Below are 20,323 nucleotides of genomic sequence, written 5' to 3'. Positions count from 1 at the left end.
GGTTCTGCCTTCTCGGGTTTCTCTGTGCCACCCGTGCTCGGGGGGAGGGGACGCCCCTCGCGCACGGCTCCCACGGACCTGCCCCGGCTGCCCCGGCCGCGTGCTCAGCGCAACCAGGGCAGGTCCGCACCCGCTTCGCTCGGCTGGAGTCCCTCGGCGACGATCCGCATGATCTCGCCGAGGGACTCCTGCTGTTCGGGGCTGAGCCGGTCGAAGACGGCCTGGCGTACGGCGTTCACATGGCCCGGCGCGGTCCGGCGCAGCACCTCGTACCCCTCGTCCGTGAGGATGGCGAACTGACCCCGCTTGTCGGAGGGGCAGTCCTCCCGGCGTACCCAGCCGTTCTTCTCCAGGCGGGCGACCGCGTGCGAGAGCCGGGAACGCGTGATCTTCGCGTACCGGGCCAGCTCGGTCATCCGCAGCCTTCGCCGCGGTGACTCGGCGAGTTTGACCAGCAGGCCGTAGTAGACGTGCGGCATGCCCGCGTCGCGCTGGAGCTGCCGGTCGAGGTGGTCCTCGAGGAGGGTGGCGGCCACGATGTAGGAGCGCCAGACGCGCTGTTCCTCCGCGGTGAGCCAGCGGGGCTCGTCGTCGGGGGCCGGGATGGGTGCCGTATTCATGTATCCATCGTACGGAACCATTTCTTGAACTTTAAACAAAGCGGGCGTAGATTCGCGGAAGGGGGATGTTGAGAGTTCAAGTACTGGGAGTCGTGCTCATGTCCGCAGTCACTCGGGGGCGCATGCCCGCCCTCTACCTCAGCCACGGTGCCCCGCCGCTCGCCGACGACCCCGTCTGGCCCGGCGAACTCGCCGCGTGGGCCGCCGCCCTCCCGCGCCCCAAGGCCGTCCTCGTCGTCTCCGCCCACTGGGAGGAGGCCCCGCTCGCCCTCGGCGCCACCCGGACCGTCCCCCTGGTCCACGACTTCTGGGGCTTCCCGGAGCACTACTACCAGGTGCGCTACGAGGCCCCCGGCGCCCCCGCGCTCGCCGAGTCCGTACGCAAGCTGCTGCGCGCCCCCGGTATGCCCGTGCAGGACGTCCCCGACCGCGGACTCGACCACGGCGCGTACGTGCCGCTCGTCGAGATGTACCCCGGTGCCGACATACCGGTCCTCCAGGTCTCCATGCCGACCCTCGACCCGGCACGGCTCATGGAGATCGGCCGCAGGCTCGCGCCGCTGCGTGACGAGGGCGTGCTGATCATCGGCTCCGGCTTCTTCACCCACAACCTCGCCGCGCTGCGCCAGGCCGGCGTCCCCTCCTGGTCCGCGGAGTTCGACGACTGGGGGCGGCGCGCGCTGGAGGCCGGTGACGTGGACGGGCTGCTCGACTTCGCCCGCAAGTCCCCGGCGGGCCTGCTCGCCCACCCGCGCACGGAGCACTTCGCCCCGCTGTTCGTGACGATGGGGGCGGCGGACGCGGCCGGCGAGCTGGACCTGCGCAAGTCCGTGATCGACGGGTTCTGGATGGGGCTGGCCAAGCGGTCGGTGCAGTTCGGCTGACCGCCGGGGCGAGGCGGCGCGGGGGCTGTCGGGGCGAGACGCGCGGGGGACAGGGCGACAGGGCGACAGGGCGACAGGGCTACCGGGGCGGAACGCGCGCGAGCCGCCGGAGGGGAATGCGCGAGGGCCTGGTTGCGCTGTCCGGACAGCGCGACCAGGCCCTCTGGGTACGCCGTCCGGACGGCGTACCCAGAGCGGCTTCTCGTACCAGGCCACGTCCCGGTACCGGCCGAACTTGCGGCCCACCTCGCGGTATGTGCCGTGCCGACGTACCGGAAGCCGAAGCGCTCGCGCAGGCGGGTGGAGGCATCGTCCGGCTGGGTGATGCCCCCGCGTACGCGCGGTGCGGGTCCTCGGCCGCCAGGGCCTCGAAGAGGGCCGTGCGGAGCGGCGTGCCGACGCCCCGGCCGCCGGCGTGCGGGGCGACGGGTGTCGTGGACGGTGGTCTCCGCCGAGTTCCCGTACACGGGCTTCGCGCGACGAGGGCTGGATGTGGCGTAGCCCAGAATCTCCTGCGAGTCCGCGTCCGCGGCAACCCTCAGCCGGTGCGGGCCGTCTTCAGGGTGGGAGGGCAGTCAAGGGCGGCGCTCCTCCGGGGTGAAGGGCACGGTGTCGAACGTGATGGGCGTCTCACGTACGTAGTGGTTGCAGAGGTCGGTGAGGGCCTTGAGGTCGCCCTCGATTCCCGGTCTGACCTGGACCTCTGCGCGTGCCGACGGCATCGCTCCCCCTCGTGTGGCGGCACAGGGTACTGCATGATCAGAAAAATCGGGGGGCGGGTTGGGAATTCTGTCCGGATTCCAGTCGTTGTTTCCATCGGATGCAGGGCACCCGAGGAGAGTCCCGAGAGGGACCGGACACGACGAGATCCGAGACCGGAGACGACCCACACATGGTGCCGAGCACCCGCAGGACCACCCGGACCACCCGCTGAACCACCATCGCAAGGGAGCACGCATGGCAACCCGTGCCGTCGCCCGTCGTAAGTCCGCCACCGGCGGGACCTCCGACGCGGCAACCAGCGTCCGCGCAGCCGGCGGCGAGCTCGCCGACCGCGATCTGGTCGGCATGTACCTCGACGAGATCGCACGGACCCCGCTGCTCGACGCCGCCAAGGAGGTCGAGCTGTCCCAGACCATCGAGGCGGGTGTGTTCGCGCGGCAGGTACTCGAAGGCTACGAGGAGACCGGGGCGGACGCCACCCGGGAGGAGCTCCAGGCCCTGATCGAGGAGAGCGAGCGGGCGAAGGACGTCTTCATCCGTTCCAACCTCCGTCTGGTCGTCGCGGTCGCCCGTCGCTACCCCCGCAGCGGTCTGCCGCTCCTCGACCTGATCCAGGAGGGCAACGCCGGCCTGGTCCGCGCGGTCGAGAAGTTCGACTACCGCAAGGGCTTCAAGTTCTCGACGTACGCCACGTGGTGGATCCGTCAGGCCATCACCCGCTCCATCGCCGACCAGTCGCGCACCATCCGGCTGCCCGTCCACCTGGTGGAGGAGCTGGGCCGGATCCGGCGTGTGCAGCGTGAGTTCAACCGCGAGCACGGCCGTGAGCCGGAGCCCGCCGAGATCGCCGCCGAGCTCGGTTCCACGCCGGAGCGTGTCACCGACGTACTCGACTGGGCCCGCGACCCCGTCTCGCTGAACATGTCGGTGGACGACGAGGGCGAGACCCAGTTCGGCGACCTGCTGGAGGACACGTCCGCCGTGTCGCCCGAGCAGTCGGTGATGACGCTGCTGCGCAGCGAGGAGCTCGACGACCTCATCGGCCGCCTCGACCCGCGCACGGCCTCCATCATCAAGATGCGGTACGGCATCGACGACGGCCGCGAGCGTACGCTGACCGAGGTCGGCAAGGAGCACGGCCTCACGCGTGAGCGCATCCGGCAGATCGAGAAGCACGCGCTGCTGGAGCTGAAGAAGCTGGCCCGTGACACCGGTTTCGAGGCGGCGGCGTAAAGCGGTCGTGAGGTGGCAGGCGGAATGCGGCATGCGGCAGGGTCATCGGAACCTGCGGCGGGACGCGGAGACGCGGAGGCGCGATGTGTGGAGGCGTGATGCGCGGAGCGTGAAGCTCCCCGTGGGGCGTACGCCGGTGACCGAACCCCGCGCAAACATGGCTGTGTAACGCTGCTTCAACCGGCCGTGGCCGGGAACAAGAACTCCGGGTCCACCGGTCCCCAGCCGTCCGGGCCCGGGACCACCGGTCCCGAACGTGCTTGTCCGCCCCTTTGGACCACGTCCCGACGCACTCCCCCCGGCGCCGGGACCTCCCCGAGCCGGGCTCGGCGCCTCTCCCCCCGGGGCGCCGGGCCCGGCTCCCTTCTGTCGGGAAAGCGCGGGCCGGCCGCGGGCCGGAGCAGACGCGGGAGGCGGGAGGCGGGGCACCCCGAACCTGAACCCCGGGGTGACCCGCCGAATGGCAGATTCTGCCACAGCGGCATAATCTGCCGAAGTGAGCAGCACCATCCCCGCATGTCCCGCCCCCGGCCCGGGGCCGGTCTCCCTGACCGAACGGCGCAAGGCCGAGACCCGGATGGAGATCGCCCGTGCGGCGGCCCGCCTCTTCGCCGGCCAGGGCCTGAGGGCCACCCGGGCCGAGGACATCGCCAGGGCCGCCGGCGTCGCCCCGCGCACCTTCTACCGCTACTTCGCGACGAAGGAGGAGGCCGTCGCCCCGCTCTACGCCCTGGGTGCCGAGCGCTGGGCGCAGGCGGTGCGCGATGCCCCGGCCGGGCTGTCCCCGGCCGAGGCCCTGGAACACGCCGTGCGGCACACGCTGACACCGGGCGCCGGGGTCTCGGCGCTGTCCTGGGAATGGGCCCGCACCCTCGTCCGCCTGGCCGAGAGCAGTCCGGCGCTGCGCAAGGTGTGGGCGGAGGTCTGCCAGGCGACGGAACGGGGGCTCGCGGAGGTGCTGGCCACGCGGATCGCCCGAGGGGACGACAACGTTGCCGCGCGACTGCGGGCATCGCCCGAACTGCACTTCGGGGCCGCTGCGGCGGGGGCGGCGTTGCGGGTGGCGGTGGAGCGCTGGGCGGTCTCCTCCGATGCGGCGCCGAGTCCCGTGGAGTTGGCGCTGCGGAATCTCGCGGTGCTCCGGGGGATCGCGTGGGAGTGCTGTCCCACACGGTAGGGGGAGTGCGGGCGGCACGCGGTGGGGCAGGGCAGAGGCACGGCAGGGGCACGGCAGAGCAGCAGGGGCCGTGGGCGTGGCGGGACGGCGCGGGGTGAGGCAGAGGCGGGGTGGCGCGGGGCGGGACGGCGGCGGGGTGCGCGGCGGTGGTGCCGGTTGGTGGTATCGGTGGGTGGTGCCGGTGGGTGGTACCGGTGGTGCCGGTGGGTGGTACCGGTGGTGCCGGTGGGTGGTGCCGGTGGGTGGTACCGGTGGTGCCGGTGGGTGGTGCCGGTGGGTGGTACCGGTGGTGCCGGTGGGTGGTGCCGGTGGTGCCGTTCCCCCTCCGTCATCCGGTCCTTTCGTCCCCTGCCGCCCTCACCAGCCTCGCCCCCAACGCCCGTACGCACTCCACCAGTTCCGCCGGCTCCCGTACCCGGAAGTCCACCCCCAGCATCGCGAGCCGTACCGCCATCCACTCCACCGAGTCGGACACGGTCGCCCGCAGGACGCACGAGGCACCGCCGTCCGCCGCCTCCGGCGCCCCGAGCCACTGCGGGAGCCGTGCCGCGACGGCCTGGGGCGGCGCGTCGAAGGCGACCACGATCTCGTACGAGTCCCCGCGCCGCTGCATCGAGCGCCGCAGGTACTCCGCCGCGCTCCCGGTCGGCAACTCCCGCGGCGTGAACCGCGCACCGGTGGCCAGGGGTTCGCTGACCCGGTCGACGCGGAAGGTCCGCCAGTCGTCCCGGTCGAGGTCGTAGGCGACCAGGTACCAGCGGCGTCCCGTCGACACCAGCCGGTACGGCTCGGTCACGCGCCGCGACCCGGTGCCGTCCCCCGCGCGGTAGGCGAACCGCAGCCGTTCCCGTCCGGCCACCGTCGAGGCCATCACGGTCAGCGTCTCGGGCGCGATGCTCGGTCCGTCCCCGCTGGTCAGCGGTGTCGTCGCGGCCTGGAGTGTGGCGACGCGGTGGCGGAGGCGGCCCGGCAGCACCTGCTCCAGTTTGGCCAGCGCCCGCACCGACGCCTCGTCCACACCCTCCACCGCGTGACCGGCGCCGGCGCGCAGCCCCACCGCGATGGCCACCGCCTCCTCGTCGTCGAGGACGAGCGGCGGCATGGCCTTGCCGGCCACCAGCCGGTAGCCGCCGTCGGCTCCCATGGTCGCCTGCACCGGGTAGCCCAGCTCGCGCAGCCGGTCGATGTCCCGCCGGACCGTGCGGCGGGAGACCCCGAGCCGGTCGGCGAGCTCGCCGCCGGGCCATTCGCGGGGCGTCTGGAGCAGGGAGAGGAGCGTCAGCAGCCGGGCCGGAGTGTCCGTCGTCATGGATCCGAGGATGCCGCACATGTAGGACGTGATCCGTCCTACTGGGCCCATAGCTTCCTCCCATGACCTCAACGCACACCCCGGGGCCCGCGCCCGCCCAGCCCGTCGAGGGCGACCGGCGTCGCTGGTTCGCCCTCGCGATCGTGATGACCGCGGCCTTCATGGACCTCGTCGACGTCACCATCGTCAACATCGCGATCCCGTCGATCCGGCAGGACGAGGGCGCCTCCTTCAGCCAGATCCAGTGGATCACCGCCGGTTACGCGCTCGCCTTCGCCGCCGGTCTGATCACCGGCGGGCGGCTCGGCGACATCCACGGCCGCAAGCGGGTCTTCCTCATCGGCATAGGCGGCTTCACCGTCGCGTCCGCGCTGTGCGGCCTCGCCGTGAACCCGGAGATGCTCGTCGCCTCCCGCATCCTCCAGGGCGCCATGGCGGCGCTGATGGTGCCGCAGGTGCTGTCGATCGTGCACGCCACCTTCCCGGCGCACGAACGCGGCAAGGTGTTCGGACTGTTCGGCGCGATCGTCGGACTGGGGGCCGTCTCCGGTCCGCTGCTCGGCGCCCTGCTCACCGAGTGGAACCTGTTCGGGCTGGAGTGGCGGCCCATCTTCCTCATCAACCTGCCGGTCGGCATCGCGGGACTCGTCCTCGGCAGCCGCTTCATCACCGAGTCCAAGGCGCCGCGCGCCCTCAAGCTGGACCTGGTCGGGGTCGCCCTGGTCACCCTCGGTCTGCTCATGCTCGTCTACCCGCTGACCCGGGGCCGCGAGCTGGACTGGCCGCTGTGGGGGTACCTGTCGATGGCCGGCGCGTTCGTGGTCCTCGCGGTGCTGGTGGCGTACGAGAGGCGGAAGAGCGTGCGGGACGGCTCGCCGCTGGTCGAGCTGTCGCTGTTCAGGGTGAAGAGCTTCGCGGCGGGCATCGCCGTGCAGACCGTCTTCGGGGTGGCGCTGGGCATCTTCTTCCTGGTGTGGACGCTGTACATGCAGGACGGACTCGGCTGGACCCCGCTGCGGGCCGGGCTGACCGGCGTGCCGTTCTCGATCGCCGTCTCCGTGGCGGCCGGCGTGTCGGTGCAGAAGCTGGTCCCGCGCTTCGGACGCAAGGTGCTCCAGGCGGGCGCGCTGGTGATGGCGGCCGGAGTACTGCTCTACATCTGGGAGTCCGAGCGGTACGGACTCGGCATCACGTCCTGGCAGATGGCGCTGCCGCTCGTCGTGATGGGCCTCGGCATGGGGCTGATCGTCGCGCCGCTGACGGACGCCGTGCTGTCCCAGGTGCCGCGCGAGCACGCCGGGGCGGCGTCCGGACTCATCAACACCGTGCAGCAGATGGGCAACGCGCTGGGGCTCGGCCTGGTCTCCGTCGTCTTCTTCGGCACGATGGGCGACCATCCGGCCCCGTCCCGCATCGGCCCGGAGTACGCGGACGGCTTCCAGAACGCACTGGGCTGGGTGGCAGCCGTGCTGGCCGTCATCTTCCTGCTGATGTTCGCACTGCCCAAGCGGCCGGCGCAGCACGTGGAAGGCGCCCAGGAGGCCGACGGGGCGGAGGGGAAGGAGCCCGCGCTGGTCTGACCCGCCGCACTCCACTCCACTCCACCCTCTCCACTCCACCCTCTCGACTCCACCCTCTCCACTCCACTCCGCTCCGGGAGCGGGCAGACGGGCAGACAGACAGGCGGGGAGACGGGCAGACGGGCAGACAGGCAGGCGGGGAGTCGGGGCGGAGTACGGAGTGGGGAGGGGCGGGGCCGGTACTTCGGTGCCGGGCCCGCCCCTCTTCGCGTCCCGGCCCGGCAAGCCCGAGCCGTGATGCCCGTTCGTGTCTGAGTGAGTCCGACTGCTTCTGGTTTCTTGTTTACATTCCGGAAAACCGGGCGTAGTCTCCGCTTGAAACCACAGGTTCGGGCACAGGTCGGAGGCGAACGGGCATGTACGCACCGGAGCGGCAGCAGGAGATCCTCCGGCTCGCCCGGGACGGCGGCCGGGTGGACGTGATGTCGCTGGCGGAGGAGTTCCAGGTGACGGCGGAGACCATCCGCCGCGACCTCAAGGCGCTCGACCGAGCCGGTCTGCTCCGCCGGGTGCACGGTGGCGCGATCCCCGCCGACCGGCTCGGCTTCGAACCCGACCTCGCCGAGCGCGAGTCCACGGCGGCCGACGAGAAGGACCGGATCGCCAAGGCGGCCCTGGCGGAACTGCCGGCCGAGGGCACGATGATCCTCGACGCCGGTTCCACGGTGGCCCGCATGGCCGCCGCGCTCCCGCCGGAGTCCTCGCTGACCGTCGTCACCCACAGCCTGCCCATCGCGGCCCGCCTCGCCGACCACCCCGGCATCCAGCTCCACCTGGTCGGAGGGCGCGTGCGGCACCGTACACGCGCTGCCGTGGACGCCTGGGCGCTGCGCGCGTACGGCGAGATCCGCGCCGACGTGCTGCTGGTGGCGGCCAACGGCTTCTCCGTGGAGCACGGTCTGACCACCCCCGACCTCGCCGAGGCCGCCGTCAAGCGGGCCGCCGTCGCCGCCGCCCGACGCGTGGTGCTGCTCGCCGACTCCTCCAAGCACGGCCAGGAGCACTTCGCCCGCTTCGGCGCCCTGAGCGACGTGGACCTGCTGATCACCGACAGCGGGATGAGCCCCGAAGACGCCGCCGCCATCGAGCGCGCCGGCACGGAAGTAGTACGCGCATGATCCTCACCGTCACCCCCAACCCGTCCCTGGACCGGACCTACGAGGTTCCCTCCCTCGACCGAGGTGAGGTCGTCCGCGCCACGGGCGAGCGCGTGGACCCGGGCGGCAAGGGCGTGAACGTCTCGCGCGCGGTGACGGCGGCCGGCCGGCGCACCGTCGCCGTGCTGCCGCTCGGCGGCGCGCCGGGCGCACTCGTCGCCGACCTGCTCGACGCACAGGGCATCGAGGCCGCACCGGTGCCGATCGCCGGGGCCACCCGCTCCAACATCGCGCTCGCCGAGGCCGACGGCATCCTGACGAAGATCAACGCGCCGGGTCCCGAACTGTCGGCGGCCGAGCAGGAACTGCTCCTGGAGACCGTACGGCGCCAGTCGCCCGGCGCGGACTGGATCGCCTGCTGCGGCAGCCTGCCCCGCGGACTCGCCCCCTCCTGGTACGCGGCACTGGTCGCCCGGGCGCACGCGGCCGGTGTCCGCATCGCCCTGGACACCTCCGGACCGGCGCTGCTCCAGGCGCTGCGTGAGGGGCCCGACGTGGTCAAGCCGAACGCCGAGGAGCTCGCGGAGGCCGTCGGGCGTCCCCTGGCCACCGTCGGCGACGCCGTGAAGGCCGCCGAGGAACTGCGGGAACTGGGCGCCCGGTCCGTGCTCGCCAGCCTGGGTGCCGACGGGCAGCTGCTCGTGGCCGACGAGGGCACCTGGTTCGGCAGCGCCCACGTGGACGCCGTACGCAGCAACGTCGGCGCCGGTGACTCCTCCCTCGCCGGGTTCCTCGTCGCCGGGGGCGCGGGGCCGGGCGCCCTCGCCGCCGCCGTCGCGCACGGCGCCGCCGCCGTCCAGCTGCCCGGCAGCGTGATGCCGACGCCGGCCGACCTGGACCCGGGCGCGGTGACGGTCACGGCGGAGGTGCCGGTGGACCGCGTACTGAAGGAGCCGGCGTCATGACCCTCCACCGCGCCCTTCCCGGTCCTTTCCCCGGCCCGCTGCCCCGCCTTCTTCCCGGCACGGTCTCCGGCTTCCTTCCGGACCCCACCCCCGGCTCTGTCCCCGGCTCTGTCCCCGGCCCTTTGCCCGGTTCGGTCCCTGGTCCTTTGCCCGGTTCGGTCTCCGGCTCCCTTCCCGGAGCCGTCCCCGGACCCCACCGCAGTGCCCCCGTCCCCCTCCCCGCCCCCGCCCACCCCGCGTTCCGGGCGATACGCGAGCTAAGGAGCCCGCGATGAGCGACATGATCACCGCGGATCTGGTCGACCTCGACCTGTCCGCCGACACCAAGGAAGCGGCGGCACGCGCCCTCGCCGAGCGGATGGTGGCCCGGGGCCGGGTGACCGACCTGGAGGGCTTCCTCGCCGACGTGGCCGCCCGCGAGGCGCAGATGCCGACCGGCCTCGACGGCGGTATCGGCATCCCGCACTGCCGCAGCGAGCACGTCACCGAGCCGACGCTCGCCTTCGGGCGCAGCGCGGACGGCATCGACTTCGGGGCGGCGGACGGCCCGGCCGACCTGATCTTCCTGATCGCCGCTCCGGCGGGCGCCGACGACGCCCACCTCACGATCCTGTCCGCACTGGCCCGGCAGCTGATGAACGCCGAGTTCACCGCCGCGCTGCGGTCGGTGGGCGAGGCGACGGCCGCCGCGTCGCTGATCCGCGGGGAGGAACCGAGCGGTTCCGAAGGCGGCTCGGAAGGCGCCTCGGACGGTGCATCGGATGGCGGCTCGGAAGGCGGCTCCGGAGCCGATGAGGACTCCGTGGCGGTCTCGGCGGCGGCCTCCGCCGAGGCCGCCACGGTCAGCACCGGCGAGACGGAAGAGCCCGGACCGTCCAAGCCGTCCAAGCCGTCCAAGCCGTCCGGACCGTCCAAGCCGTCCGAGCGTCCCTTCCGTATCGTCGCCGTCACCTCCTGCCCCACCGGCATCGCGCACACCTACATGGCGGCCGAGTCGCTGGAGAACGCGGGCCGTGAGTCGGGCGTCGAGGTGGTCGTCGAGACGCAGGGCTCGGCCGGTTTCACCCGGCTGGACCCGGCGGTGATCGAGGCGGCGGACGGCGTGATCTTCGCCCACGACGTGCCCGTACGCGACAAGGACCGCTTCGCCGGGAAGCCCACCGTCGACACCGGCGTCAAGGCGGCCATCAACCGGCCCGGCGAACTGATCGGCGAGGTTCGGGGGAAGGCGGCCCGTGGCGAGGTCACGGCGGCCGGTGCGGCCGGTGCGACGCCCGTCGAGCGCGGTGGTGCGTCAGGCGAGGGGTACGGGACGAAGCTGCGCGTCTGGCTGATGTCCGGCGTCAGTTACATGGTCCCGTTCGTCGCCGCGGGCGGCCTGCTCATCGCCCTGGGCTTCGCCATCGGCGGCTACGAGATCAACAAGGCGCCGTCGGTGATGGACCACTTCGTGTGGTCCCAGGCGGACAGCTGGGCGGCGCTGCTGTTCCAGATCGGCGGCGTGGCGTTCGCCTTCCTGGTCCCGGTGCTGGCCGGTTACATCGCCTACGGCATGGCCGACCGGCCGGGCCTGGTCCCCGGGTTCGTCGGCGGCTCGATCGCGCTCACCATCAACGCCGGGTTCCTCGGCGGCCTGGCGGCCGGTCTGATCTCCGGCGCCGTGGTGATGGCGATCCAGCGGATACGCATTCCGGCTGCGCTGCGCGGCATCATGCCCGTGGTGGTGATCCCGCTGATCTCCTCGGCGATCGTCGGGTTCCTGATGTTCGTGGTGATCGGCAAGCCCATCGCGTCCGCGCAGAAGGCGATGACCGACTGGCTGAGCGACCTGTCCGGTGCCAACGCGGTCCTGCTCGGCGCCCTGCTCGGCCTGATGATGTGCTTCGACCTCGGCGGCCCCGTCAACAAGGTCGCGTACGCCTTCGCCACCGCCGGCATCGCGGTCTCCGACCCCAGCGACTCGGCGATGAAGATCATGGCTGCGGTCATGGCCGCCGGCATGGTCCCGCCGCTGGCGATGGCCCTGGCGACGACCGTGCGGAGCAGGCTCTTCAACGCCGCCGAGCGCGAGAACGGCAAGGCGGCCTGGGTACTGGGCGCCTCCTTCATCTCCGAGGGCGCGATCCCGTTCGGCGCGGCCGACCCGCTGCGGGTCATCCCGTCCTCGATGGTGGGCGGCGCGGTCACCGGCGCCCTGTCGATGGCCTTCGGCGCCACGCTGCGCGCTCCGCACGGCGGCGTCTTCGTGGTCCCGCTGATCGGCAACCCGCTGCTCTACCTGGTCGCCATCGCGGCCGGCGTCTGCGTCACCACGGCTCTGGTGATCCTCCTCAAGGGGCTGCGCAAGCCGGCGCCCGGAGAGGCGGCCCAGGGGGCCGGCGGCGCGGACCCGTCGGCCTCGGCACCGGGGGCGAAGCAGCCGGTGGCCGCGTAAGGGACCGCCTTCGTCGACGGCCCGCGGCGGGCCGGGTTCCACGGGGAACCCGGCCCGCCGCAGACGTTCGTACCGTCCTCCCGGCAGTCCCTCTGACTTGTCCCTCTGGCCGTCCTCCCGGGAAGCGGCTAGGAGACCTGTGCCGCGCGCCGCTCCATCGCGCGGCGGGCGGTGTCCTCACTCTCGTACACCTCGCACATGTGCCGCCCGTCCGGTGTGGCCGTGTGCTCGACCTCCCAGAGGGAGACCTCCGCGCCGTCACGCAGCAGGAACGCGTGCTCGTAGAGCGAGAAGCCGATCCGGGCACGGCCCGCGGGGCCGGGGCCGCCGAAGGCCTGGGTGATCTGGTGCGCGGACGCCGTCGTCAGCAGGGCGGCGAGGTCGGCGCCGGGCCGGTCCGGGTTCTCCGCGCGGCGCAGCAGCCGGCGGGCGTGGTCCGCCGACGCGTCGGGGACGTAGGCGTGCCGCGGTGCGGGGACCGGGGACAGCTGCACCTGCACGGGCAGTTCGAAGTCGGGGGTGTCCGGCGGCAGGGCCAGCCGGGCGGTGGCGGTGCGCAGCTCCTCCTCGTCGACGTACACCTCGTGCTGCGGTTCACTGCCCGGGGCGGTGTTGTGGACGAGCTCCCAGAGCGTGAGCGCCGATCCGTCGGCGAGCAGCCAGGTGTGCCGGTACGTCTCGCGGTGCAGCCCCGCGCTGTGGTGCGCGGAGTGCAGGGAACCGTCGTGCGCCAGCGCGCAGTCCAGTCGTCGTATCGTCTCGTCGGGCAGCTCGAACGAGTTCAGTGCGCGACCGAGCAGTCGCATGAGGTGCTCCTCCGGAGACTCGGGCGACTCGGGTGGTTCGTACGCTGCCGTCTCGTACGGAACGCTCAAGGTTTCTCCCGGCGTTGCTGCATGTCACCTTGTGGGTGCATACCGTAGCCCCTCGGTCGGACATCATGTCCGGGAACCGAGAAAACGTACGCACGAAAAACGCGCGGGTCGCGCGAAAAGTTCCCGCGCGACCCGACGAACCGTCAAAAACCGCTGCTCAGCCGGACGGCCGGACGCTCAGACGGCGCTCCCGGCGACCCACTCGCTCCACGCCATGTTCCAGCCGTTGAGCCCGTTGTCCGGCGCGATCGTGCCGTCCGGGGAGTTCTTGACGACCACGAGGTCCCCGACGAGCGAGTTCTCGTAGAACCACTTGCCGTCGGTGGCGCCCTGCCCGCCCTGGACGTCCCGCAGCCCGACGCAACCGTGACTGGTGCCCTGCGCACCGAAGGGCGGATTGCCCTTGTTGTACCAGTAGTTGCCGTGGATGAAGGTGCCGGACCGGCTCAGCCGCATCGCGTGTGGCACGTCCGGGATGTCGTACTCGCCGCCGAACCCGACCGTCGAGCCGTCCATGTGGGTCTCCAGGGACTTCTCCGAGATCACCATCTGCCCGTTGTACGTCGGGTTCTCGGCGCTGCCCGCCGAGATGGGGACCGACTTGAGCGTCTTGCCGTCGCGCACGACCGTCATGGTCTGGGTGTTCGCGTCCACCGTGGAGACCTGGGCGCGGCCCACGGTGAAGGTGACGGTCTTCTTCTGCACGCCGTGGATGCCGTTCGCGCCCTCCACCCCGTCCAGGTCGATCTTCATGGTGACCTTCGAGCCGGCCTTCCAGTACTCCTCGGGCCGGAAGTCGAGCCGCTGGTCGCCGAACCAGTGCCCGACCACCTTCTGCCCGCTGTTGGAGGTGACCGAGATGTGCGACTGCACGGTCTTCTTGTCGCTGATCGCCTTGTCGAACTTGAACGACACCGGCATCCCCACCCCCACCGTGGTGCCGCCGTCCGGGGTGTAGGTGCCGATGAAGCTGTTGGCCGCGGAGACCGTGGTGAACACCGAGTCGGCGGCGGACGTGCGTCCGTCGGCGTCCTGGGCGGTCGCGTGGATCCGGTACTTGGTGCCCCGCTCCAGCTGCTCCTTCGGCTTCCAGCTGCCGCCGTCGGCGGAGACCGCGCCCGGTACGGCCGCGCCCGTCTCCGCCACGGTCATCTTCACGTCGGTCAGCCGGCCGTCGCTGACCTTCACACCGGTCGTGTTGATCGAGGCGCTCGTCGATCCGTCCTTCGCCGAGATCACGACCTTCGCGACCGAGGTTTTGACGGAGCCCGTGTCGCCGCCCTTGACGTCCTTCTCGGCGTCGGCGCTGGCGCTTCCGCCGCAGGCGGTGAGGGTGAGGGTGCCGACCACCAGGGCGGCACAGGCCCCCAGTACGCGCCGCTTGGATATGTTCGGCGTTGTCACGGGCTGCTCCAGGTTCAGGTGTGGTGCGGTGTTCGCTTCAGACCTGTAGAGGCGGTCGACGGCCGACGGGGTTCCCGTCGGCGGCCCGGAACGCCGACACGTGACAGAACCAGGACAATCACCTGCTCACGGCTCCCACTTCCTCGAGACGCTCGCCTGCTCGGAATCTTCATCCGCTCAGACCCTGAGCCCTGAGCCCTGAGCCCTGAGCCCTGAGGCCCGAGGCCCGAGGCCCGAGGCCCGAGGTCTGAGTCCGAGGCCCGAGGCCCGGTCAGCCGGCCCCGGACGGCCGTCCGTACAGCTCCTCGTACGTCGGCCACGCACCGCCCGGCCCGTCCACCGGCCCGGCGGCCCGGACGGCGCGCACGATCGCGCGCGTCACCACGTCAGCGCCGGCCGCCAGCACCTGGTTCAGCGCGAGCGGCTGGTCCGCGTCGAGCGCGCGCTCCCCGGTCGCCAGGGTGAACACCGTGTCCCCGTCGCTGAGCAGGTGCACCGGCCGTACCGCCCGCGCGATGCCGTCGTGCGCCGTGCCGGCCAGCTTCTGCGCCTGCGCCTTGGACAGGTCCGCGTCCGTGGCGACCACGGCGAGCGTGGTGTTCAGCGGTGGCGGCGCGTTCCTCGCCGCGACCTCGGCGAGACGCCGCCCCGCGGCCTCGTGGACCCCCGGCGCCGGGTACTCCACCCGCCCGCCCCGGAACAACTCCCCGTACAGCACCCCCGTTTCCGGGTCCATCACCGACCCCGCCGCGTTGGCCACCACCAGCGCCGCCACCGTGACGCCCGAGTCCAGCACGGTGCTCGCGGTGCCGACCCCGCCCTTCAGGGTGCCGACCACGGCTCCCGTACCCGCCCCGACGCACCCCTCGGCCACCTCCGCGCCCGGCGCGCACGCGTGGGCCGCCTCGGCCGCCGCCCGTCCGGTGGCCGCGTCCGGCCTGGCCCGGAAGTCGCCCCCGCGCCCCAGGTCGAAGACGCAGGCCGCGGGCACCACCGGGACCACGTGCGCGGGGTCCGGGCCGACGCGCACCCCGCGCCCCCGCTCCTCCAGCCAGGCCATCACCCCCGAGGCCGCGTCGAGCCCGTACGCGCTGCCGCCGGTCAGCACCACCGCCTGGACCTTCTGCACCAGGTTGCGCGGATCGAGCGCGTCGGTCTCCTTGGTGCCGGGGCCGCCGCCCCGCACGTCCACGGCGGCGACCGCCCCGCCCTCCGGCGCCAGCACCACCGTCGTGCCCGTGAGCCACCCGTCGCCGGTGCGCGTCGCGTGCCCCACCAGGAGGCCGGCCACGTCCGTCAATGCGTCAACTGTCATGCCGCCAGTCTCGTCCAGGCACCGGCGCCTTCGACGGCGGCAAGCAGGGGCGCGGGGTCAGGTCGGGCGCGCTCCGGCGAGCTCCGGCATGTGGTCGGCGTCAGCCCGGCGGCCACGGCCGGCTGACAGCGCGTACCACCACGAGCACCGTCAGGTCACCGAGGGCGGTGCGGTCCGGGGGCCCGGCACCGGGGGTGAGCCGGGCAGGAGGGCCGCCGCCCAGGGGGCGGGCCGTACCCTGGAACCATGAGCACCGCGCCCGAACCCGAGCCCCGCGTACCCAGGCCCGCGCTGGTCTTCGACGACCCCCTGGACCAGCAGACCTCGGACGACACCGACCGCGGCTGGGGCGAGCGGCCCGAGGGCGACGGCGCGGCCGACCTGAAGCGCTTCCTCGACGAGAAGCCGCCCCACCACCTGTGAGCCGCGCGGGCACCCGCCCGCCACCGAGCCGCTGCCGCTGCCGCCGAGCGGCCGACGGACGGTCCCGCGAACGGTCCTACGGGCGGTCGTGGCCCGAACCGCGCTGCGCGACCAGCGCGTCCCGGATCTCCTTGAGCACCTCCAGCTCGGAGACCTCGACGATCTCCTGCGTGCTCTCCTTCGCCTTGCGGCGGGCCTCCTGCCGGGCCAGGTACTTCGCCATGGGCAGGACCATCAGGAAGTAGACGACGGCCGCGGTGATCAGGAACGTGAGGGTGGCTCCCAGCACCGAGCCCCAGAGGATGCGCACGCCCGTCGCACCGTCGCCGGTACCGGTGCACGGGCCCTTGAGGCAGGAGCTGTAGCTGTCCAGGCTCTTGGTGCCGAACGCTCCGATCAGGGGGTTGATGACACCCTTCACCACCGAGTTGACGATGTTGGTGAAGGCGGCGCCGATGACCACCGCCACCGCCAGGTCGATGACGTTTCCGCGCATCAGGAAGGCCTTGAAGCCCTGCCAGACGCTCGGCTCGTTCTTCTCGCTCACCTCGGGGGCTCTCCTCGTCTGCACGGGTCTCGCACGAACAGGGTGTGGAACAAAACGCTCCGCAACCTACGTCAGCGCTGGGCCGTCCTGTCCAATCGGACCCCTCGATCGAGCGACTTGACGCCGGCCGGTGCGTGAGGGCGGTACTCAGCACAGTGTCACCGCCAGCCGCGCCGTGGCACCCGCGCCGGCCAGCCGGTGCGCGGTGGCGCGCGGCACGGAGACCACGACCAGAGCCCCGTCCGCGGTGGTCCCGTCCACCGGCTCCGGTACCTTCGTCACCCGCACTCCGCGCGCGATCACGGAGGCGTCGCCCGTGCCGCCGTCCCCGGCCGCGACGATGTCGACCCGGTCGCCGGGGCTGAGCAGCCGCACCGTGGCCGCGTCGGCGATCCGCACCGGCGCCGCCACCGGCCGTGTGCTCGTGCCGTGCCGCTCGCGTACCGGCTCGGTCGCCGGATGCCCGCGGGTCTGCCGGGTGTCCGAGGCGCCGGCTCCCGGTTGCGGGCCCGCCGCCACCAGCGCCGCCGCGGTGACGGCGAGCCCGGCGGCCACGGCGCGCCGCCGGTGGCGTACGAGCCGGTGGAACTGCCGGTGCGCGCCGCGCACCCGCACCGGGGCGAAGTGCGGTACCTCGCACGCGGGCGGTGCTTCGGTGCCGGGCGGAAGCGGGGAGGGAACGGCGGAACGGGACAAGGTGACCACCACCTGTGACGAGGAGACGAGGGATCGGCCTGCGCTCCCACGATGAGGCTTCTCGCCGTCGCCCGCCGGGGCCCGTGCACCACCGGCCGGTTGTGGAAAACCCACCCACCCGAACGGGAGGTTCCGGCCCACCCGCCCCCGCCCGCCGACCCGCAGCACCGCCCGCCGGCCCGCGGCCTCATCCGCCGGCCCGCCCGCCGTCCCACCCGTCGGCCTTACGGCAGTGCGATCCCCGGGTCCATCCCGCCCAGCGCCGCCCCGCACGGGCAGCACCGTCCCCCGGCCGCCGGCAGCGCCGCCACCGCGTCGAACAGGACGCCCCGCAGCCGGTCCACGTTCGCCGCGAACACCCGCAGGACCTCCTCGTGCGAGACGCCCTCGCCGCTCTCCGCGCCGGCGTCGAGGTCGGTGACGAGAGTCAGCGAGGTGTAGCAGAGCTCCAGTTCACGGGCGAGCGCCGCCTCCGGGTGGCCGGTCATGCCCACCACCGACCAGCCCTGCGCCCGGTGCCACAAGGACTCCGCGCGGGTCCCGAAACGCGGCCCCTCGACCACGACCAGGGTGCCGCCGTCCACCGGCTCCCAGTCGCGGCCCCGGGCCGCCTTCAGCGCGGCGGCCCGTCCGGTGGGGCAGTACGGGTCGGCCAGCGACACGTGCACCACGTTGGGCACCGTGCCGTCGGGCATCGGCATCCCGTCGAAGTACGTCGACGGCCGGGACTTCGTACGGTCGACGAACTGGTCCGGCACCAGCAGGGTGCCCGGCCCGTACTCGGGGCGCAGCCCGCCGACCGCGCACGGGCCGAGGACCTGGCGTACGCCGACCGAGCGCAGCGCCCACAGGTTGGCCCGGTAGTTGATCCGGTGCGGCGGCAGATGGTGGCCGCGTCCGTGCCGGGGGAGGAAGGCGACCCGCCGGCCGGCGACCTCGCCGAGGAACAGGGAGTCGCTGGGCGGCCCGTACGGGGTGTCCACCTGGACCTCGGTCACGTCGTCGAGGAACGAGTAGAAACCGGAGCCGCCGATCACACCGATCTCGGCATTCGCCTTGTTCGCCATGCCCGCACCCTAGTCGCCCCGCCAAACACCGAGGACCCCGTCGTCGGACGACGACAGAGTCCTGTGACAAGCCTTACGTGGCCGCGGCCACGAAGCCTTACGGGGCCGGCAGGCCTTACGCGGCGGTGGTGCTCGACGCGGTGCTGCCGGAGCTCGACGACGAAGACGACGAACCCGAACCCGAGTCCGAGGACGACGAAGAGGAAGAAGACGTCGAGGAGGACGTCGACGAGGAGGACGAGGACGCCGACTTCGCCGGTGAGCTGCTGGACGAGCTGCCGCGGCTGTCGTTGCGGTAGAAGCCGGAGCCCTTGAAGACGATGCCGACCGCAGAGAACACCTTCTTCAGGCGGCCCTGGCAGCTCGGGCACTCCGTGAGTGCGTCGTCGGTGAACTTCTGCACCGCCTCGAGGCCCTCGCCGCATTCGGTGCACTGGTACTGGTACGTCGGCACTGTCTTCCTCCTGGCACTCTCACTCGATGAGTGCTAACGACGGTCCATAGTGACGCATTCCCCGGGATCAGTCCACTGCGGCGTGCTCGCGGTGACCGACGCCACGTGCGACCGTACGCCCCTGGGGGTGGGGTACCAGGCGCGAGCGCAGTGCCACCAGTGTCGCCAGGGCGAGCACCGTGCCGCCCATCGGCACCAGGAACCCGGCGCCGTCCCAGAGCCGGTCCTCCAGCTGTCCCGAGACGGTCACGGCGGCCGCCTGGCCGAGTGCCACGGCGCCGGTCAGCCAGGTGAAGGCCTCGGTGCGGGCGCCGGCCGGGACGAGGCCCTCGACCAGTGTGTAGCCGGTGACGATGGCGGGCGCGATGCACATGCCGACGAGCAGGCCGAGGCCCGCCAGTACGACCACCGAGTGCGCGGCCCACAGGCCGGACGCGGTCAGCGCGAGGGCGGCGTAGCCGACCAGGAGGCGCCGCTGCGGGGCCACCTTCCAGGCGATGGCACCGCAGGCCAGGCCGGAGAGCATGTTGCCCGCGGCGAAGATGCCGTACAGGACGCCGTTCAGCCCCGGCTCGCCGATCGACTCGGTGAACGCGGCCAGCGAGACCTGCATGCCGCCGAAGACGGAACCGATGCCCAGGAAGACCACGATCAGGACCCGCACCCCGGGGACGCGCAGCGCCGGAACGTGCTCCACGCGCGCGTGGCCGTCGTCGGTGCGACCGACCGCCGGCTGGGAGCTCTTCTGCGCGGCGAACAGCAGACCGCCCACCAGGGTGAGCGCCGCCTCCGTGACCAGGCCCGCGGCCGGGTCCACGGCCGTGCACAGGGCGGTCGCCACCAGCGGCCCGAGGACGAAGGTCAGCTCGTCCGTGACGGACTCGAAGGCGGCCGCCGTGGTCAGCAGCGGGGAGTCCTTGAGCTTCACGCCCCAGCGGGCCCGCACCATGGGCCCCACCTGCGGCACCGAGGCGCCGGTGGGCACGGCCGCCGCGAACAGCGCCCACAGGGGTGCGTCCGCGAGGGCGAGGACGGTCAGGGTCAGACCGGACGCCGTGTGGACGAGCACGCCGGGGAGCAGGACGGCGCGCTGCCCGTAGCGGTCGGCGAGCCGGCCGCTGTAGGGGGCGAACAGGGCCATGGCGACGCCGGTGACGGCCGCGACGGCGCCCGCGACGCCGTAGGAGCCGGTGGTGTGCTGCACGAGCAGCACGATGGAGAGCGTCAGCATGGCGAACGGCTGGCGTGCGGCGAAGCCGGGGAGCAGGAACGTCCAGGCACCGCGGGTGTGCAGCAGCTGTCCGTATCCGGGGCGGGCGGAGTCGGGTGCGGTGTGCCGCTTCCCCTCCGGCGACTTCTTCGACGGGGTGACCGTGGATGCCACGGCCCGTGCCTTTCTGCCGCCTGGTAGCGCGGTCCGCCGTACGGCTGTCGCCGTGCGGGAGCGCCGAGAGCTGTCCTCTTGCGCGGACTGCGGTAGATGCCGGGGCCCGGTCGGGGAGGGGGCGTGCCGGCCGCCA

The 20,323-nt window shown here is 72.7% G+C and carries 18 protein-coding genes and 1 pseudogene; 8 read left to right on the top strand and 11 right to left on the bottom strand.

The window, feature by feature from the left end; translation table 11 throughout:
- Positions 1-104: 104 nt before the first annotated feature.
- The gene (locus ACZ7G3_RS17165) at positions 105-620 is read right to left on the bottom strand and encodes a MarR family winged helix-turn-helix transcriptional regulator (RefSeq protein ID WP_470926380.1); all 516 of its coding nucleotides are present in this window, start codon (positions 618-620) and stop codon (positions 105-107) included.
- A gap of 98 nt (positions 621-718) precedes the next feature.
- On the opposite strand from ACZ7G3_RS17165, the gene ACZ7G3_RS17160 reads away from it, so the two are divergent.
- Positions 719-1,504 carry a dioxygenase family protein gene (locus ACZ7G3_RS17160; protein ID WP_470926378.1) on the top strand — a complete coding sequence of 262 codons (786 nt, stop codon included), beginning with the start codon at positions 719-721 and terminating at the stop codon, positions 1,502-1,504.
- Between the two features lie 192 nt (positions 1,505-1,696).
- Here ACZ7G3_RS17160 and ACZ7G3_RS17155 read toward each other — a convergent pair.
- A pseudogene (locus ACZ7G3_RS17155) lies at positions 1,697-2,226 on the bottom strand (GNAT family N-acetyltransferase); the annotation flags it as partial.
- Positions 2,227-2,461: 235 nt separating this feature from the next.
- On the opposite strand from ACZ7G3_RS17155, the gene ACZ7G3_RS17150 reads away from it, so the two are divergent.
- Positions 2,462-3,460: a sigma-70 family RNA polymerase sigma factor gene (locus ACZ7G3_RS17150; RefSeq protein WP_426525766.1), complete on the top strand. Its 999-nt coding sequence runs from the start codon at positions 2,462-2,464 to the stop codon at positions 3,458-3,460.
- Between the two features lie 496 nt (positions 3,461-3,956).
- The gene (locus tag ACZ7G3_RS17145; RefSeq protein ID WP_470926376.1) at positions 3,957-4,637 is read left to right on the top strand and encodes a TetR/AcrR family transcriptional regulator; all 681 of its coding nucleotides are present in this window, start codon (positions 3,957-3,959) and stop codon (positions 4,635-4,637) included.
- 328 nt (positions 4,638-4,965) lie between these two features.
- On the opposite strand, the gene ACZ7G3_RS17140 is transcribed toward ACZ7G3_RS17145, so the two are convergent.
- Entirely contained in the window at positions 4,966-5,946 is a 981-nt protein-coding gene (locus ACZ7G3_RS17140; protein ID WP_470926374.1) for a helix-turn-helix transcriptional regulator, read from the bottom strand.
- A gap of 62 nt (positions 5,947-6,008) precedes the next feature.
- Between ACZ7G3_RS17140 and ACZ7G3_RS17135 the strand changes: the two genes are divergently transcribed.
- From ACZ7G3_RS17135 to ACZ7G3_RS17120, 4 genes are all read left to right on the top strand, one after another.
- A complete protein-coding gene (locus ACZ7G3_RS17135; RefSeq protein WP_470926372.1) occupies positions 6,009-7,526 on the top strand; it encodes an MFS transporter in 1,518 nt (505 codons plus the stop codon).
- Between the two features lie 356 nt (positions 7,527-7,882).
- Complete coding sequence (locus ACZ7G3_RS17130) at positions 7,883-8,644, top strand: DeoR/GlpR family DNA-binding transcription regulator (protein WP_470926370.1); 762 nt, start codon at positions 7,883-7,885, stop codon at positions 8,642-8,644.
- On the top strand, positions 8,641-9,588 hold the full coding sequence (gene pfkB, locus ACZ7G3_RS17125) for a 1-phosphofructokinase (protein ID WP_470926368.1): 948 nt from the start codon (positions 8,641-8,643) through the stop codon (positions 9,586-9,588). The genes ACZ7G3_RS17130 and pfkB overlap by 4 nt, the downstream gene beginning before the upstream one ends.
- 271 nt (positions 9,589-9,859) lie before the next feature.
- Entirely contained in the window at positions 9,860-12,022 is a 2,163-nt protein-coding gene (locus ACZ7G3_RS17120; RefSeq protein ID WP_470926366.1) for a PTS fructose transporter subunit IIABC, read from the top strand.
- A gap of 128 nt (positions 12,023-12,150) precedes the next feature.
- Here ACZ7G3_RS17120 and ACZ7G3_RS17115 read toward each other — a convergent pair whose 3' ends face one another.
- From ACZ7G3_RS17115 to ACZ7G3_RS17105, 3 genes are all read right to left on the bottom strand, one after another.
- Positions 12,151-12,897 (bottom strand): DUF6227 family protein, encoded by a 747-nt coding sequence (locus ACZ7G3_RS17115; RefSeq protein WP_426596656.1) that lies wholly within the window; start codon positions 12,895-12,897, stop codon positions 12,151-12,153.
- Positions 12,898-13,074: 177 nt separating this feature from the next.
- Positions 13,075-14,301, bottom strand: coding sequence for a L,D-transpeptidase (locus ACZ7G3_RS17110; RefSeq protein WP_470926364.1), 1,227 nt, complete (start codon positions 14,299-14,301; stop codon positions 13,075-13,077).
- 271 nt (positions 14,302-14,572) lie between these two features.
- Complete coding sequence (locus ACZ7G3_RS17105) at positions 14,573-15,616, bottom strand: P1 family peptidase (RefSeq protein WP_470926362.1); 1,044 nt, start codon at positions 15,614-15,616, stop codon at positions 14,573-14,575.
- A gap of 246 nt (positions 15,617-15,862) precedes the next feature.
- Here ACZ7G3_RS17105 and ACZ7G3_RS17100 point away from each other — a divergent pair, with 246 nt between their 5' ends.
- On the top strand, positions 15,863-16,039 hold the full coding sequence (locus tag ACZ7G3_RS17100; protein WP_426596653.1) for a hypothetical protein: 177 nt from the start codon (positions 15,863-15,865) through the stop codon (positions 16,037-16,039).
- A gap of 76 nt (positions 16,040-16,115) precedes the next feature.
- On the opposite strand, the gene mscL is transcribed toward ACZ7G3_RS17100, so the two are convergent.
- The 5 genes from mscL to ACZ7G3_RS17075 form a co-directional block, all read right to left on the bottom strand.
- The gene (mscL, locus tag ACZ7G3_RS17095) at positions 16,116-16,586 is read right to left on the bottom strand and encodes a large conductance mechanosensitive channel protein MscL (RefSeq protein ID WP_426596652.1); all 471 of its coding nucleotides are present in this window, start codon (positions 16,584-16,586) and stop codon (positions 16,116-16,118) included.
- Positions 16,587-16,733: 147 nt separating this feature from the next.
- Entirely contained in the window at positions 16,734-17,282 is a 549-nt protein-coding gene (locus tag ACZ7G3_RS17090; protein WP_470926360.1) for a hypothetical protein, read from the bottom strand.
- Between the two features lie 224 nt (positions 17,283-17,506).
- Complete coding sequence (locus ACZ7G3_RS17085) at positions 17,507-18,349, bottom strand: S-methyl-5'-thioadenosine phosphorylase (protein WP_470926359.1); 843 nt, start codon at positions 18,347-18,349, stop codon at positions 17,507-17,509.
- A 115-nt stretch (positions 18,350-18,464) separates the two neighbouring features.
- On the bottom strand, positions 18,465-18,803 hold the full coding sequence (locus ACZ7G3_RS17080) for an FmdB family zinc ribbon protein (protein ID WP_426596649.1): 339 nt from the start codon (positions 18,801-18,803) through the stop codon (positions 18,465-18,467).
- A gap of 67 nt (positions 18,804-18,870) precedes the next feature.
- Positions 18,871-20,187: an MFS transporter gene (locus ACZ7G3_RS17075; RefSeq protein ID WP_470926357.1), complete on the bottom strand. Its 1,317-nt coding sequence runs from the start codon at positions 20,185-20,187 to the stop codon at positions 18,871-18,873.
- Between the last annotated feature and the right edge of the window lie 136 nt (positions 20,188-20,323).

The organism is Streptomyces sp. NPDC037271 (assembly GCF_055603605.1).
Note: the sequence above shows the minus strand (reverse complement) of the source record. Positions and strands in the feature narration are given on the sequence as shown.